The organism is Variovorax sp. LjRoot84 (assembly GCF_964254305.1).
GTDB lineage: Bacteria > Pseudomonadota > Gammaproteobacteria > Burkholderiales > Burkholderiaceae_C > Variovorax.
The window spans coordinates 658,033-673,597 of record NZ_CAXUTE020000001.1; the positions used below are offsets into that span (position 1 = coordinate 658,033).

Genomic DNA, 15,565 nt, shown 5'->3' on the forward strand with positions numbered 1-15,565 from the left:
ACAACCACTTCGAAAGCGCACCATGTCCCCAAGCACTTCTTCCAAGCCCGTTCTGGCCGGCAAGACGGCCTTCGTCACCGGCGGCTCGCGAGGCATCGGCGCCGCCATCGTGCGGCGTCTCGCCAGGGACGGCGCCGCCGTCGCCTTCAGCTATGCCAGCAACGAGGCTGCGGCCAAGGAGCTTGCCGGCAGCATCGAAGCCGCGGGCGGGCGCGCGATCGCGCTGCGCGTCGACAGCGCCGATGCCGATGCGCTGCGCACGGCGATCGACGAAAGCGCGCGCACCTTCGGCCGGCTCGACATCCTGGTCAACAACGCCGGCGTTCTCAAGCTGGGCGCCGCCGACCAGATCTCGCTGGAAGACTTCGACCTCACGCTGAACGTCAACGTGCGCGCCGTCTTCGTCGCCATCCAGGCGGCGCTGCGCCACATGGGCGAGGGCGGCCGCATCATCAACATCGGCAGCACCAACGCCGAGCGCATGCCCTTCCCCGGCGGCGGCGTCTATGCGATGAGCAAGTCCGCACTCACCGGGCTCGTGCAAGGCTTCGCGCGCGACCTCGGCCCGCGCGGCATCACGATCAACAACGTGCAGCCCGGCCCGGTCGATACCGACATGAACCCCAAGGACGGCCCGATGGCCTCGGCCATGCATGGTTTCATGGCCATTCCGCGGCACGGCCGCGGCGAAGAGATCGCGGGCATGGTGGCCTACCTCTCGAGCCCGGAAGCGGCCTTCGTGACCGGCGCGGGCCTCAACATCGACGGTGGGTTTGCAGCCTGAGCGTCCGGGCCGGCCACCGACGCGATCAGCCGGTCGAGGGTGGCACTCAGGTGCTTCAGATCTTCGGCGCCGACGCCCGCGAACAGCTCGGCCTCGCGTTCCCACGCCTGCACGCGGACCGTCTCGAACAGCGCCTTGCCGGCGCTGCTCAGGTGGAGGCGGCTGCGGCGCAGGTCGGTCGGGTCTTCGTGGCGGTGCAGGCGCTTGTGGCGCTTCAGCCCCGCCAGCGCGCGGCTCACCGCCATCTTGTCGAGGCCGGTGAGCTCGCAAAGCTGCGTGGCCGTCAGGCCGGGCTGCGTGCCCAGCGCCGCCATCGTGCGCCACTCGTTGAGCGTGAGCGCGTGCTGGCGCCCGACCCGCTGCTGGAAAGGCCGCGCCGTCAGGTTGACGACCCGGACCAGCTTGAAGAAGACCGAGTCCTCGAAGCCAGCCTCGGTGTTCATCCGCACAAGGCCCTGGCAGTTTGAACGATCCGCTCGGCGCCGACGCGCGATTGCGCTTCGAGCACCGGCGAATAGCCGACCGGGATGCGCGGCGCGCCCAGGCGTGCGACCCTGCAGCCGGAGGCCTCCGCCGCACTGGCCGCGATCTCGGCGCCGAAGCCGGCGGCCTGCACCGCCTCGTGCACGACCAGCAGGCGGCCCGTGCGTTCGCAGGAGGAGAGCACCGACTCGCGGTCCCAGGGCCACAGCGTGCGCAGGTCGAGCAGATCGACCTCGATGCCTTCGGCCGCCAGCGTGTCGCAGGCGGCGCCACACGCCTGCATCTGCCGGCTCCAGCTCACCAGCGTGAGCGCGTTGCCGCGGCGCAGCTGCGCCGCCTTGCCGAGCGGCACCACCCGCGTTTCGTCGACCTCGCCGCGCGAGGCCCACAGGTTCTTGTGCTCGATGTAGACCACCGGGTCGCCGCACTGCATCGCGGCGCGCAGCAGCGAATGGTTGTCCTGCGGCGTCGAAGGGCACACCACCACCACGCCCGGCAGGTGCGCGAACCAGGCTTCGAGCGACTGCGAATGCTGCGCCGCCGAGGCATCCCAGATGCCGCCCGGCATGCGCGCGACCATCGGCACACGGCCCTGGCCGCCGAACATGAAGCGGTTCTTGGCGGCCTGGTTCACCAGCTCGTCCATGCCGCACAGCGCGAAGTCGACCACGCGCATCTCGACCACCGGCCTGAGCCCTGCCAGCGCCATGCCGACGCCGGCGCCCATGATCGCGGCCTCGGAGATCGGCGTGTCGATCACGCGCTCGGCGCCGAAGCGCTGCTGCAGCCCCTTGTACTGGCCGAAGATGCCGCCGCGGCCGACGTCCTCGCCGAGCACGACCACGCGCGAATCGGCTTCCATTTCGCGCTGTACCGCGAGCGCGGCCGCTTCGGCATAGCTGAGTTCGTGCACAGTGCTGCCGGCGGCGCGGCCGCCCGCGATGTCGCTCGTCATGTCCATTGGCCCGCTCCGGTGGTCTGCACATCGGTGAAGGCGGCGCCGGGCTCGGGCCAGGGCGCGGCATCGGCGGCGGCGAGTGCGGCGGCGACTTCTGCCTCCGCCTCGTCCTCGATCGCATCGAGCAGAGCGGCGTCCATGCCGTCGGCGATCAGGCGGCCGCGCGCCCGCGCGACCGGGTCGGTCTCCAGCGCCGCAGCCAGCTCGGCCGGGTCGCGGTAGGCGGCGAGGTCGACCGACACATGGCCCTTCACGCGGTAGGTGAGCGCGTGCAGCAGCCGCGGCCCGCCGCCGGCGCGCACCTCGGCGACCAGCCTGCCCGCGGCCGCATGCACCGCGAACACGTCGTTGCCGTCGACCCGGGTGGCGGCGATGTCCATCGCCTCGGCGCGCGCGGAGACGCCTTCGCCGGCGGTCATCGGGCCGCTGGCGGTGGTTGCGCTCCAGCGGTTGTCCTCGCAGACGAAGAGCACCGGCAGCCGGTACACGCGCGCCCAGTTCAGCGACTCGAGAAAGGGGCCGCGGTTGATCGCGCCGTCGCCGAAGAAGCAGACCGTGATCGCGTCCTTCTTCTGCAGCTTCTGGGCATGCGCCGCGCCGACCGCGATCGGCAGCCCGGCCGCGACCACGCCGTTGGCGCCCAGCATGCCGACCGAGAAGTCGGCGATGTGCATCGAGCCGCCCTTGCCGCCGTTGAAGCCGCTGGCCTTGCCGAACAGCTCGCACATCATGCGCACGAGGTCGGCGCCCTTGGCCAGCGTGTGGCCGTGGCCGCGGTGAGTCGAGGTCAGGTAGTCGGCGAGGAGCAGATGGGCGCAGACGCCGGCTGGCACCGCCTCCTGGCCGGTCGACAGATGCAGCGGGCCGCGCACCTTGGCGGCGCCGGCGGCTTCCTGGCCGTAGGCGCTCACGCCACCCTGGCTGGCCGCCTCGGCGGCATTCTCGAAGGCGCGGATGCGCAGCATCGTGCGGTAGAGCGCGCGCCGCGCGGGCTCGGGAATCGGCAAATCCATATCGGCTCCAGCGCAGCACACATCTGCGCTTTGCCGAAAATCGTATCGGGCGTGACCAATGCGCGTGAGCGGGCTAACCCGGCCGCGAGGCCGACCTTCATTCAGGCGCGTTCTGCTGCCAGCTCTTGAGACGGCGATAGAGCGTGCCGCGCGACACCCGCAGTTGGCGCGCGGCATGCGAGATGTTGCCGTAGTGCGTAGCCAGGGTCTCCTCGATCAGCTTGCGGCTGTGGCCGCGCAGCGTGCCGTCGCTGGCGGGCGGCTGGGTCGGCGCGACCGGCTGTACCTCGTCGAGCGGCGTCGAGTCGATGGGCGCTTCGGCCGGCACGTTCACCGCATGCCGGAAATCGACCCCGTCGTACGCCTGCAGCCGGGCCTGCAGCCAGACGCCGAGCCCGCTTGCGAGCCGCACCGGCTGCGCGGCCTCGTGGCGGGTCATGCGCAGCAGGCCCTCGAGGTCGAGGCCGAACAGCTGCTCGGCATCGCAGGCCCCGGACTCTGGCAGCCGGCCGATCAGCCGCATGCCGGCCGTGTTGAGCCAGGCCACGGTGCCATCGGGCGCGATGCCGGCCAGGGCCTCGAGCGGCGTGCCCAGCAGCGCCGGGCTGGCCTGGAAGCGCAGCACCAGCCGGTCCTGCGACTGCGCCTGCAGCAGGCGGTTCTCGATCGTCGTCGCGTAGAGCGCGACCATCGACGCGGCATCGAAGCCGAAGCGCCGCGCCTCGACCGAGATGTCGAGCACCGCGGCCAGCCGGCCGTGCACGTCGCGGATCGGTGCCGCCGCGCACTGCATCTCGCGCAGGTACTCGAAGTAGTGCTCGGCGCCCTGCACCGTGCAGGCCTGGCCGGTGGTCGCCACGATGCCCGGCGCCGTGGTGCCGACCACGCTCTCGGCGATGTTGACGCCCAGGCGAGCGGTCTTCTGCAGGATCGGCTGCTGCGCCGCGGCCGGATGGTGCGTGACGTGCATGATCACGCCCTGCGCATCGGTCAGCAGCACGCGGCAGTCGGTGCCGGCGAGCGAGCTCTCCATGCTCGCCAGCTCGTGGCGCGCGGCCTCGAGCAGCTCGCGGTTGCGGCCCAGCGTGCCGTGCAGGCGGCTCGGCGTGACGGCGTCGAAGGCGATGACGCGGCGCGTGTTCGCATGGGCGCGCGTGCAGCGCATCCACGACTGGAGCACCGCCTCGCCGACCAGGCCGGAAGGGCGCACGCCTTCCTCGAAGAACTGCTGCCGGGCCAGCGCCACGCGCTCGGCGCGCGTATTGGCGAAGGGGGACAGGGGCATGGCCGTCTCCTGTGATCGAGGAGGCTGAATTTGTTCCGCAATGGAACAGTCGAGGTCTAGGGAAATCCCGAGGGTGAACAAAGCGTGCGCGCGCACCATTCTTCGATACACAACGACCGGAGACCCACGATGAACAAGACCCACGCCGCGCTCGCGCTCGGCGCGCTGCTGTGCCTGGCCGCAGCACCCGCCTCGGCCCAGACCAAGGGCTCCGCCGAGCACATCAAGGCCGTCACGCAGCGCGTGGACGGCAACTTCATCCGCAGCAACGCCGCGAAGACGGCCGACTGGCCCAGCCATGGCCTCGACTACGCGGAAACGCGCTTCAGCAAGCTCGACCAGATCAACGCCGGCAACGTGAAGGAGCTCGGCCTCGCCTGGTCCTACAACCTCGAATCCACGCGCGGCGTGGAGGCCACGCCGCTGGTGGTCGACGGCATCATGTACGTCAGCGCCTCCTGGAGCGTGGTGCACGCCATCGACGTGCGCACCGGCAAGAAGATCTGGAGCTTCGATCCGAAGGTGGACAAGTCCAAGGGCTTCAAGGGCTGCTGCGACGTGGTCAACCGCGGCGTCGCGCTCTACCAGGGCAAGGTCTTCGTGGGCGCCTACGACGGGCGCCTGATCGCGCTCGATGCCGCCACCGGCCAGCCGGTCTGGGAGAAGGACACCATCGTCGACCGTTCGAAGTCCTACACCATCACCGGCGCGCCGCGCGTCTTCAAGGGCAAGGTGGTCATCGGCAACGGCGGCGCCGAGTACGGCGTGCGCGGCTACATCACGGCCTACGACGCGGCCACCGGCGAGCAGAAGTGGCGCTGGTTCACCGTGCCGGGCGACCCGTCCAAGCCCTTCGAGGACGCCTCGATGGCCAAGGCCGCCAAGACCTGGGACCCTTCGGCCAAATACTGGGAGGCGGGCGGCGGCGGCACCGCCTGGGACACGCTCGCCTTCGACCCCGAGCTCAACCTCATGTACGTGGGCACCGGCAACGGCTCGCCATGGGCGCGCAGCAAGCGCAGCCCCAAGGGCGGCGACAACCTCTACCTGGCCTCGATCGTCGCGCTCAATCCCGACACCGGCAAATACGTCTGGCACTACCAGCAGACGCCAGGCGACAACTGGGACTACACCTCGACCCAGCCGATGATCCTGGCCGACCTGAAGATCGACGGCAAGCCGCGCAAGGTGATCCTGCATGCACCGAAGAACGGCTTCTTCTTCGTCATCGACCGCAGCAACGGCAAGTTCATCTCGGCGAAGAACTTCGTCGAGGTGAACTGGGCCACCGGCTACGACAAGAAAGGCCGGCCGATCGAGGTGGCCGCCGCGCGCCAGAACGAGAAGCCCGGCGACAGCATCCCCGGCCCCTTCGGCGCGCACAACTGGCATTCGATGTCCTTCAACCCGCAGACCGGCCTGGTCTACCTGCCGGCGCAGAACATCCCGCTGAGCCTGATGGACGACAAGGCCTGGAAGTTCAACGAGAACATGCCGGCCCGGCCGCATGCAGCGCTCGGCTGGAACACCGCCATGTTCATCAATGCCGAGCCGCCCAAGAGCAAGCCCATGGGCCGCCTCGTCGCGTGGGACCCGGTGGCGCAGAAGGAAGCCTGGGGCGTCGAGCATGTCTCGCCCTGGAACGGCGGCACGCTGACCACGGCCGGCAACCTGGTGTTCCAGGGCACGGCCGACGGGCGCTTCGCGGCCTACAACGCCAAGACCGGCGAGAAGCTGTGGGAGACCGCCACCGGCACCGGCGTGGTCGCGGCGCCGGCCACCTACATGGTCGACGGCAAGCAGTACGTCTCGATCGCGGTCGGCTGGGGCGGCGTCTACGGCCTGGCCGCGCGCGCCACCGAGCGCCAGGGGCCGGGCACGGTCTACACCTTCGTGGTCGGCGGCAATGCGCCCAAGCCGGAGTTCGTGCAGTACCGCATGGACAAGCTGCTGCAGGGCGTGAAGTACGACCCAGCCAAGGTGCCCGACGGCACGCTGCTCTACGTGAGCAACTGCGTCTTCTGCCACGGCGTGCCGGGCGTGGACCGCGGCGGCAACATCCCCAACCTGGGCTACATGAACCCGAGCTACATCGAGAACCTCGACAAGTTCGTCTACAAGGGCCCGGCCGTCGAGCGCGGCATGCCCGACTTCAGCGGCAAGCTGAGCGCCGAAGACGTGGAGAAGATCAAGGCCTTCATCCAGGGCACGGCGGACGCGATCCGGCCCAAGTAGGACAAGGCCGTTAGTCCATTTGCCCGCAGGGATTCCCCGGATGGCCGCCGTCCGGCGCGGTGGACATAGTTCGTCCCTCGAACTAATTCGGAGACCCTGCACATGAAGCTCGACCGCACCCTGACCGCCCTGGCTCTCGCCCTGTCCGCTTTCGGCGCCTCTGCGCAAACGGTGGTCGGCGTGAGCTGGTCCAATTTCCAGGAGGAGCGCTGGAAGACCGACGAGGCCGCGATCAAGGCGCAGTTGGAGAAGCTGGGCGCCAAGTACATCAGCGCCGACGCCGGCGGTTCGCCCGAGAAGCAGCTCGGCGACATCGAAGGCCTGATGTCCAAGGGCGCCAAGGCGCTGATCGTGCTCGCGATGGACAAGGACGCCATCCTGCCGGCGGTCAACAAGGCCACCCGGCAGAAGGTGCCGGTGGTGGCCTACGACCGGCTGATCGAAGCGCCCGGCGTCTTCTACATCACCTTCGACAACGTCGAGGTCGGCCGCATGCAGGCGCGCGCCGTCTACAAGGTGCAGCCCAAGGGCAACTACGTGTTCATCAAGGGCTCGCCCACCGATCCCAACGCCAACTTCCTGCGCGCCGGCCAGCAGGAGATCGTCGCCGAGGCCGTGAAGAAGGGCGACATCAAGATCGTCGGCGACGAATACACCGATGGCTGGAAGCCCGAAGTCGCGCAGAAGAACATGGAGCAGATCCTCACCAAGGTCAGCAACAAGGTCGATGCGGTGGTGGCGGCCAACGACGGCACCGCCGGCGGCGCGGTGGCGGCGCTCACGGCCAAGGGCATTCGCGGCATTCCGGTATCGGGCCAGGACGCCGACTTCGCGGCGCTCAACCGCGTCGCGCTCGGCACCCAGACCGTGACGGTGTGGAAGGACTCGCGCGAGCTCGGCCGCGAGGCCGCCTCCGCCGCGATCGCCCTGACCCAGGGCAAGACGCCGGAGAAGGCCGCCAACTGGAGTGGCGGCGAGAAGAAGATCGCGATCTCGTCGCGCCTCCTCACGCCGGTGCCGATCACGCGCGACAACCTCGACGTGGTGGTCAAGGAAGGCTGGATCAAGAAGGCCGAGCTCTGCAAGGGCGTGTCTGGCGACAAAGCCCCGGCCGCCTGCAAATAGGGCTATGAGTCAGTCCCCGGGGCTGTGGCGCAGGAGCGGCATCGACCTGCGCCTGCTCCTGATGAGCGTGCTGCTGGTGGTGATGGCCATCGTCTTCCACGTGCTCTCGGGCGGCGTCTTCCTGTCGCCCGAGAACCTCTACAACATCGCGCAGCAGACCGCCGTGGTGGGCATCGTCGCGACCGTGATGGTGCTGGTCATCGTCGCGCGCCACATCGATCTCTCGGTCGGCTCGGTGATGGGCTTCGTCGGCGTGCTGGTCGCCTACCTGCAGTACACGTCGGGCTGGTCCTGGCCGGCGGCCTGCCTCGCGGGCCTGGCGGTCGCGCTCCTGGTCTCGCTCTACCAGGGCGGGCTCACCGCGATGCTGGGCGTGCCTTCCTTCGTGGTCACCTTGGGCGGCCTCATGTCCTTCCGCGGCGCCGCCTTCCTGGTGGCCGACGGCAAGACGCAGCCGGTCAACGACGAGTTCTTCCAGCGCCTGGGCGGCGGCTACGACGGCGGCATCGGCACCACGGCCACCTGGGTGCTGGCTGCGATCGTGGGCGTGGTGCTGTTCGCGCGCAAGCTGCAGCAGCGGCGCGCGCGCCAGCGCCACGAGATGCCGGTCGAGCCGCTGTGGCTGGACCTGCTGCTCACGGCCCTGCCGGTGGCCGTCGTGTTCGCCTTCGCCGCAACGATGAACAGCTACCAGATCTCGTCGAAGACCGAGCCGCAGGGCATCCCGATCCCGGTGCTGATCTGGGCCGTGGTCGCGGTCGTGCTGTCCTTCATCGTGCATCGCACGCGCTTCGGGCGCTACGTGTTCGCGATGGGCGGCAATCCGGACGCGGCCGCGCTGGTCGGCATCCCGGTCAAGCGCGTGACGATGCTGCTGTTCGCCCTGCTCGCGGTGCTGGTGACGGTGGCCGCGATCGTCTCCATCGCGCGCCTCAACGCGGGCACCAATTCGCTCGGCAGCGGCATGGAGCTCTACGTGATCGCGGCGGCCGTCATCGGTGGCGCTGCGCTCGCCGGCGGCAGCGGCTCGATCTTCGGCTCGGTGCTGGGCGCGCTGATCATGCAGTCGCTCGACAGCGGCATGCTGCTGCTGGACGTGCAGATCGGCAAGCGCATGGTGATCATCGGGCAGGTGCTGATCGTCGCGGTCGTCTTCGACGTGCTCTACCGCAAATACTTTGGAGAGCGTTGATGAGCGCCGCGACACAACCCCTGGTCGAGCTGCGCGACATCCACAAGGCCTTCGGCGGCGTTAAAGCGGTGGACGGCGTCAGCGTCAACCTCTATGCCGGCGAGGTGGTCGCGCTCCTGGGCCACAACGGCGCCGGCAAGTCCACGCTGATGAAGATGCTCGCCGGCGCCTACCCGGTCGACTCGGGCGAAACGCTGATCGCAGGCGAGCAGGTCCACATCCGCACGCCTTCGGAGGCCCAGGCGCAGGGCATCGAGACCATCTACCAGACGCTCGCGCTGGCCGACAACCTCGACTCGGTCTCCAACCTCTTCCTCGGCCGCGAGAAGCTCACGCCCTGGCGCACGCTGGACGACCACTTCATGGAGAACCAGGCGCGCAAGGTGTTCCAGCGCCTGAACAAGAACTTCACCAACATCCGCGTGCCGGTGCGGCGCCTGTCGGGCGGCCAGCGGCAGGTGGTCGCGATCTCGCGGGCCCTGTACTTCAACGCCCGCATCCTGATCATGGACGAACCCTGCGCCGCGCTGGGCCCGGAAGAAACCGCGATGGTCGGCAGGCTGGTGAAGCAGCTCAAGGCCGACGGCGTGGGCATCTTCCTGATCACCCACGACATGCCCGATGTGTTCGGCTTGAGCGACAGGCTGGCCGTGATGAAGAACGGCCGCCTGGTCGGCACCTACCGCACGGCCGACGTGACCGAGGACGAGGTGCTGGGAATGATCATTGCGGGCAAGCGGCCAGAAGGCAAGGTGCAGGCCGAACACGCCGGATGAGCGCCGCGCCGGGCCGCCCCAAGCAAGCTCGCACCGCAGTGCGAAGCACGAAGGTTACTTGATGACCACTATCGGCGACCAGCAGCTGGTCAGGCGCATCAACCGCAGCGTGCTGCTGCGCCTCCTGCGCGCCAAGCCAGGGCTGTCGCGTGCGCGGCTGGCGGCCGAGAGCGGGCTCACCAAGTCCACTGTGAGCCTGCTCGTGCGCGAGCTGCTCGAGGATGGCTGGCTGCGCGAGGCTGGCGCGGCCGTCGCCGACGGACTGGGGCGGCCCTCGATCCCCCTGCAGATCCACGCCGGCGTGCGGGCTTTGGTCGGTGTCGAGATCGCGGTCGAGACCTTGCGTGTGGTGTGCGTCTCGCTGTTGGGCGAACTGCTCCATTCGGAAGCCTGGCCCTTGCACGAGCATGCGCCGCGCGCGGTATGCCGGCAGGTCGCGCGCATGGTGGCCGCCGCACACCGGCACCTGAGCGCCGCGGGGCTTCAGCCCTCGGGCATCGGCGTCGGCGTGCCCGGCGCGGTGGACGACGCGACCGGCCAGGTGCGCTTCGCCCCCAACCTCGGGTGGCGGGAGGTCAGCTTGCTGCCGGGCCTGGTCGAGGCGCTGGCGCAGGAGGGCATCGCGGATGTGCCGGTCCAGCTGCAGAACGATGCCGACGCGGCGGCGCTGGGCGAGTACGAGTTCGCGGGCGGCGAGGGCGAGGACCCGCTGGTCTTCGTGAGCTGCGATGTGGGTGTGGGCGCCGGCGTGGTGCTCAACGACCGCCTCTTCACCGGCGCGCACGGCATGGCGGGCGAGATCGGCCACACCATCCTGCAGGTGGAAGGGCCGCTGTGCTCCTGCGGCCGGCGCGGCTGCGCCGAGGCCTTCCTCGGCTCGCGCGTACTGGGCAGGGGCGCCGACGCCGCGCGGCGCGGCGCGGCCTTCCTGGGCGTGCTGCTCCAGAACCTCTGGGTCACCTTCGAGCCGCGCGCGATCGTGGTTGGCGGCCAGTCATGCCAGGCGAATCCGCAACTGCTGGACGGGGCGATCGAGGTGGTGCGGCGCTATGCCGAGAGTGCCGGCATGCCGCCACCGGTGGTGCGCGGCGCGCGCCATGGGGCATGGGCGCCGGCGGTTGGAGCGGCAGCACTCGCCTTGCACGAGTACCTGCGGCCGCTCCATCCGGATTCGAAGGCACGGCGCGAGCGCGCCGTGCGAGGGAATCAATTTCAGTCGGCGTAGACGCCGGCAGCCTTGATGATCGGGCTCCACTTGGCGATTTCGGCGGCGACGAACTTCTTGTGCTCGCCCGGCTCGACGCGGCTGTCGGCGGTCACCACGGCGCCCAGGCCTTCCTGCTTCTTGATGAAGTCCGGATCCTTCAGCGCGACCTTGAGCGCATCGTTGAGCTTCTTGGTCACTGCGGCCGGCGTGCCCTTGGGCGCGTAGAGGCCGTGCCAGATCGTGATCTGGAAGTCCTTCAGCCCCGATTCCTGCAGCGTCGGCAGGTCCTTGAGCAGCGGCGTCGTCAGGCGCTTCGAGGTGGTCACGGCGTAGGCCTTGACCTTCTTGGCTTCGATCTGCGGCGAGGTGTTGGTGGTCTGGTCGCACAAGAGGTCGATCTGGCCGCCGATCAGGTCGGTGATCGCGGGCGCCGTGCCCTTGTAGGGCACCGGCGTCATTTCGGTCTTGGTTGCGCTCTGGAACAGCAGGCCGCACAGGTGCGACGCCGAGCCCACGCCCGCGTTGCCGAGGTTGATCTTGCCCTTGTTCTCCGCAATCCAGGCGGTGAGCTCCTTGTAGTTGTTCGCCTTCATGCTGGGCTTGGCGATCAGCGTCATCGGCACGTCGTTGACGATGCCCAGGTATTCGAAGTCGCTCTCCACCTTGAAGGGCACGTTGCGCACCAGGGTCGGGACGGTCGCCATGCCGATGTGGTTCAAAAGCAGCGTGTAGCCGTCCGGATTGGCGCGCGCCACCTTGGCGGCACCGATCGAGCTGCCGGCGCCGGGCACGTTGTCGACCACGATGCTGACGCCGCCCAGGGGCTTGCGCAGCGCCTCGGCCAGGTCGCGCGCGACGCGGTCGGTCGGGCCGCCGGCGGAGAAGGGCACCACGATGCTGATGGGCTTGCTGCCCGGGAAATCCTGGGCGTGGACGCCGACGACCGCGGCGGCAATGGCCGTGAAGGCTAGCAGTTTTTTCATGGTCATTCCGTGTTCAATCCGAGTTCAAGGGCCGCGATCTTATCGGGTGCGGATGGCCGGACGAATACCGGATTGCCCTTAAGGGATACCGCCGTCCACCTGTTTACAGGCAGCCGCCGTGGTTATCGTGGTCCCTGGAACCCGAGACAAGGAGCACAGGCATGCTGAAACTGAAGGATCCGACCCTGCTGCGCCAGCAGGTTTTCGTCGCCGGCGAATGGGCGGACGCGGACAGCCGCGAAACCATCCCCGTCACCAACCCCGCCAACGGCGAGCAGATCGGCACCGTGCCGAAGTGCGGCACCGCCGAAACCGTGCGCGCGATCGCCGCCGCGGAAACGGCCCAGCGCAACTGGGCCCGGCGCCCGGCCAAGGAACGCTCGGCCATCCTGCGCAAGCTCAACGACCTGATGCTGGCCAACGTCGACGACCTGGCGCTCATCATGACCACCGAGCAGGGCAAGCCGCTGGCCGAGAGCAAGGGCGAGATCGCCTACGCGGCCTCCTTCATCGAATGGTTCGCCGAAGAAGCGCGCCGCGTCTACGGCGACACGATTCCCGCCCCGCAGGCCGATCGCCGCATCCTCGCGTTGAAGCAACCGGTCGGCGTGACGGCCGCCATCACGCCCTGGAACTTCCCGGCCGCCATGCTCACGCGCAAGGCCGGCCCGGCGCTGGCCGCGGGCTGCTCGATGGTGGTCAAGCCCGCGAGGCAGACGCCGTTCTCGGCCCTGGCCTTCGCCGAGCTCGCCGACCGCGCCGGCTTGCCCAAGGGGCTGCTGTCGGTGCTCACCGGCTCCGCCTCCCAGATCGGCGGCGAGATGACGAGAAGCCCTATCGTGCGCAAGCTCACTTTCACCGGCTCCACCGAAGTCGGCCGCACGCTGATGAGGCAGTCGGCCGACACCATCAAGAAGCTCTCGCTCGAGCTCGGCGGCAACGCGCCCTTCATCGTCTTCGACGATGCCGACATCGATGCGGCGGTCGAAGGCGCGATGGTCTCCAAGTACCGCAACACCGGCCAGACCTGCGTCTGCGCCAACCGCATCTACGTGCAGCGCGGCGTGCTCGAGGCCTTCACCGAGAAGCTGGTGGTCAAGGTCCATGCGCTGAAGGTCGGCGCCGGCACCGAGCCCGGCGTGACGCAGGGCCCGCTGATCGACGACAAGGCGGTGGCCAAGATCGAGGAGCATGTGGCCGATGCGGTGAAGAAGGGCGGCAAGGTCCTGGCCGGCGGAAAACGCCACGCACTCGGCGGCAACTTCTACCAGCCCACCGTGATCGGCGGCGCGACGCCCGGGATGCTGGTGGCGCACGAAGAAAGCTTCGGCCCGCTGGCGCCGATCTTCGCCTTCGACACCGAGGCCGATGCGATCGCCGCGGCCAACGACACCGAGTTCGGCCTGGCCTCGTACTTCTACAGCCGCGACGTCGGCCGCATCATGCGCGTGGCCGAGCAGCTGGAGGCCGGCATCGTGGGCGTGAACACCGGCCTGATCTCCACCGCCGAGGCGCCCTTCGGCGGCGTCAAGCAGTCGGGGCTCGGACGCGAAGGCTCGAAGTACGGGCTCGACGAGTTCCTCGAGATCAAGTACGTGTGCCTGGCGGGGCTGGACAAGTAGCTCAATCCTTCATACGCACGACGATCTTCCCGACATGCCGGCCTTCTTCCATGTATCGATGGGCATCGCTCATGCGGTCCAGGGGAAACATGCGGTCGATGACGGGAGAGATCCGGCCTGCCGCGACATGAGGCCACAGCGCGCGCCGGACGCCTGAGACGATCCGTGCCTTGGCCGCCAGCGGCCGGTCGCGCAAGGAGGTGGTGAAAAGAGAGCCGCGCTTGCCCATCATCTTGCCGAGCGGTATCTGTCCATCCCGGCCGCTTTGCAAGCCGATCATGGCGATGCGGCCATCGGGCGCGAGGGCGTCTATGTTCCTCGGCAGGTACGAGGCGCCCATGTTGTCGAGGATCACATCCGCGCCCCGGCCGCCGGTTTCCTTCTTCACCACGGCGACGAAGTCCTCCGTTCGGTACGAGATGGCGCGCTCGGCGCCGAGCGCCACGCAGCGCTCGAGCTTGTCGGCGCTCCCCGCTGTGGCGAACACGCGTGCATTCAAGGCCCGCGCCGTTTGAATGGCGAAGGTGCCGATGCCTCCCGCCCCGCCATGAACCAGAAGAACCTCTGCGGCGCAGAGCCCGGAAATGTCGAGCAGGTTGGACCACACCGTGCAGGCCGCTTCGGGCAATGCCGCCGCATCCACCAGATCCACGATCGGCGGGAGGGGCAGCAGCTGGGTTGCCGGCGCGCAGACACGCTCTGCGTAGGCCCCGCCTGCAACCAGCGCGCACACGCGGTCTCCGACCGCCCAATCCGCCACGTCCGGGCCGATCTCGAGAATCGTTCCGGAGCACTCGATGCCCAGAACTGCCGGCAGGGTCGTCGGCGTGCCGTAGCTTCCGCGCCGCTGCAGCAGGTCGGCGAAGTTCAACGCCGTCGCATGGACATCGATGACGACCTCCCCTGCGCCCGGACGAGGATCCGCAAGCCCGGCAAGCGACAGGACTTCCGGCTCGCCGGTGCGATCGAGAACTACCGCACGCATCTTCGCTCCTGCTGCAATACCATCAATTGCCCGCGTCGACCGTGACTTCCGCGAGCGCCTGCCGCCCGATGCCGTACTTCTGCAGCACCTGCTTGTAGCTCCCGTTCTTGATGGCAGCAGTCACGGCTGTCGCGACCGCGTCCCGCAGGGCAGGCTCGTTCTTGTCGAAGGCAAAGCCGAACAGCGTCTTGTTCAGGGGCTCGCCGACCAGGGTGTAGACGCCGGGCTCCTCATTCATCAGATAGGAGACGTACTCCGGGCCGAGAACCGCCGCGTCCAGCCGGCCCTGCTTGAGGTCGAGACGCGTCGCCGTGGCGCCGGCGGTTCCGTTGACCGTGGAGGCGGCCTTGCCCGCGCCGACGCAGTTCTTGTCGCTCCAGGCGATGGTCACCGGGTAGTAGCTGGTGGTCCGCGGCACGCCCACGGTCTTGCCGCAAAGATCGCCGGCGGCCTTGAGCGAATCCTTCTTGCCGCTGGTCGTGAAAGGCTGCGCGCCGGTGGCGAGGTAGTCGACGAATGTGAGTTTCTCGCGCCGCGAAGGCAGGTCCGTGAACGCCGTGCCGATCATGTGGATGCGGCCGGTCGCCAGCGAGGGCGAGAGCTGTTCGAAACTCATCTCCTCCCATTGCACCGAGACGCCCAGTTCCTTGGCGATGATTTCCACCAGCTCGACATTCACGCCGATGCGCTTGTTGGACTGGGGATCCTTGTAAGCCATCGGCGGATAGGTCGACTCGATGCCGACGACGAGGGTGCGCGTGGCCTTGATCTTTTCCGACAGAGGCGTTGCTGCGATCTGCGCCAGGGCGGCCGGCGGTCCCGACAGCGCCAGGCCGATGCCTGCGCACAGCGTGCACGCCCGAAGCGCGTGGACAAGGGAGGAGTGCTTCATTGCTGCGATTTCCTTTCTGTGGATG

14 protein-coding genes are annotated in these 15,565 nt (G+C 68.7%); 7 read left to right on the forward strand and 7 right to left on the reverse strand.

What is annotated here, in order from left to right; translation table 11 throughout:
* Positions 1-22: 22 nt before the first annotated feature.
* Positions 23-784: an SDR family oxidoreductase gene (locus ACSQ9I_RS03450; protein WP_436312280.1), complete on the forward strand. Its 762-nt coding sequence runs from the start codon at positions 23-25 to the stop codon at positions 782-784.
* Here ACSQ9I_RS03450 and ACSQ9I_RS03455 read toward each other — a convergent pair.
* The 4 genes from ACSQ9I_RS03455 to ACSQ9I_RS03470 form a co-directional block, all read right to left on the reverse strand.
* Entirely contained in the window at positions 712-1,227 is a 516-nt protein-coding gene (locus ACSQ9I_RS03455; RefSeq protein ID WP_436302683.1) for a MarR family winged helix-turn-helix transcriptional regulator, read from the reverse strand. The two genes, ACSQ9I_RS03450 and ACSQ9I_RS03455, sit on opposite strands and share 73 nt — an antisense overlap.
* The gene (locus ACSQ9I_RS03460) at positions 1,224-2,228 is read right to left on the reverse strand and encodes an alpha-ketoacid dehydrogenase subunit beta (RefSeq protein WP_436312281.1); all 1,005 of its coding nucleotides are present in this window, start codon (positions 2,226-2,228) and stop codon (positions 1,224-1,226) included. Before ACSQ9I_RS03460 ends, ACSQ9I_RS03455 begins: the two co-directional genes overlap by 4 nt.
* Positions 2,219-3,238 (reverse strand): thiamine pyrophosphate-dependent dehydrogenase E1 component subunit alpha, encoded by a 1,020-nt coding sequence (locus ACSQ9I_RS03465; RefSeq protein ID WP_436312282.1) that lies wholly within the window; start codon positions 3,236-3,238, stop codon positions 2,219-2,221. The genes ACSQ9I_RS03460 and ACSQ9I_RS03465 overlap by 10 nt, the downstream gene beginning before the upstream one ends.
* 97 nt (positions 3,239-3,335) lie before the next feature.
* Positions 3,336-4,523, reverse strand: a complete 1,188-nt coding sequence (locus ACSQ9I_RS03470) for a helix-turn-helix domain-containing protein (RefSeq protein WP_436312283.1) — start codon at positions 4,521-4,523, stop codon at positions 3,336-3,338.
* Positions 4,524-4,652: 129 nt separating this feature from the next.
* On the opposite strand from ACSQ9I_RS03470, the gene ACSQ9I_RS03475 reads away from it, so the two are divergent.
* The 5 genes from ACSQ9I_RS03475 to ACSQ9I_RS03495 all read left to right on the forward strand — a co-directional run bounded on the left by ACSQ9I_RS03475 (position 4,653) and on the right by ACSQ9I_RS03495 (position 11,076).
* Positions 4,653-6,758, forward strand: coding sequence for a PQQ-dependent dehydrogenase, methanol/ethanol family (locus ACSQ9I_RS03475; protein WP_436294471.1), 2,106 nt, complete (start codon positions 4,653-4,655; stop codon positions 6,756-6,758).
* Between the two features lie 102 nt (positions 6,759-6,860).
* The gene (gene xylF / locus ACSQ9I_RS03480) at positions 6,861-7,883 is read left to right on the forward strand and encodes a D-xylose ABC transporter substrate-binding protein (protein ID WP_436312284.1); all 1,023 of its coding nucleotides are present in this window, start codon (positions 6,861-6,863) and stop codon (positions 7,881-7,883) included.
* Positions 7,884-7,887: 4 nt separating this feature from the next.
* Positions 7,888-9,075: a sugar ABC transporter permease gene (locus ACSQ9I_RS03485; RefSeq protein ID WP_436312285.1), complete on the forward strand. Its 1,188-nt coding sequence runs from the start codon at positions 7,888-7,890 to the stop codon at positions 9,073-9,075.
* Positions 9,075-9,851, forward strand: coding sequence for an ATP-binding cassette domain-containing protein (locus ACSQ9I_RS03490; RefSeq protein WP_093105355.1), 777 nt, complete (start codon positions 9,075-9,077; stop codon positions 9,849-9,851). Before ACSQ9I_RS03485 ends, ACSQ9I_RS03490 begins: the two co-directional genes overlap by 1 nt.
* Positions 9,852-9,912: 61 nt before the next feature.
* Complete coding sequence (locus ACSQ9I_RS03495) at positions 9,913-11,076, forward strand: ROK family transcriptional regulator (protein WP_436312286.1); 1,164 nt, start codon at positions 9,913-9,915, stop codon at positions 11,074-11,076.
* On the opposite strand, the gene ACSQ9I_RS03500 is transcribed toward ACSQ9I_RS03495, so the two are convergent.
* A complete protein-coding gene (locus tag ACSQ9I_RS03500; RefSeq protein WP_093105484.1) occupies positions 11,064-12,041 on the reverse strand; it encodes a tripartite tricarboxylate transporter substrate-binding protein in 978 nt (325 codons plus the stop codon). The two genes, ACSQ9I_RS03495 and ACSQ9I_RS03500, sit on opposite strands and share 13 nt — an antisense overlap.
* 161 nt (positions 12,042-12,202) lie before the next feature.
* Here ACSQ9I_RS03500 and ACSQ9I_RS03505 point away from each other — a divergent pair, with 161 nt between their 5' ends.
* Positions 12,203-13,663 (forward strand): NAD-dependent succinate-semialdehyde dehydrogenase, encoded by a 1,461-nt coding sequence (locus ACSQ9I_RS03505; RefSeq protein WP_436312287.1) that lies wholly within the window; start codon positions 12,203-12,205, stop codon positions 13,661-13,663.
* A gap of 1 nt (position 13,664) precedes the next feature.
* On the opposite strand, the gene ACSQ9I_RS03510 is transcribed toward ACSQ9I_RS03505, so the two are convergent.
* Together ACSQ9I_RS03510 and ACSQ9I_RS03515 are read right to left on the reverse strand one after the other, a co-directional pair.
* Positions 13,665-14,648: an NAD(P)H-quinone oxidoreductase gene (locus ACSQ9I_RS03510; RefSeq protein ID WP_436312288.1), complete on the reverse strand. Its 984-nt coding sequence runs from the start codon at positions 14,646-14,648 to the stop codon at positions 13,665-13,667.
* A gap of 22 nt (positions 14,649-14,670) precedes the next feature.
* Positions 14,671-15,540 carry a transporter substrate-binding domain-containing protein gene (locus tag ACSQ9I_RS03515; RefSeq protein ID WP_436312289.1) on the reverse strand — a complete coding sequence of 290 codons (870 nt, stop codon included), beginning with the start codon at positions 15,538-15,540 and terminating at the stop codon, positions 14,671-14,673.
* Between the last annotated feature and the right edge of the window lie 25 nt (positions 15,541-15,565).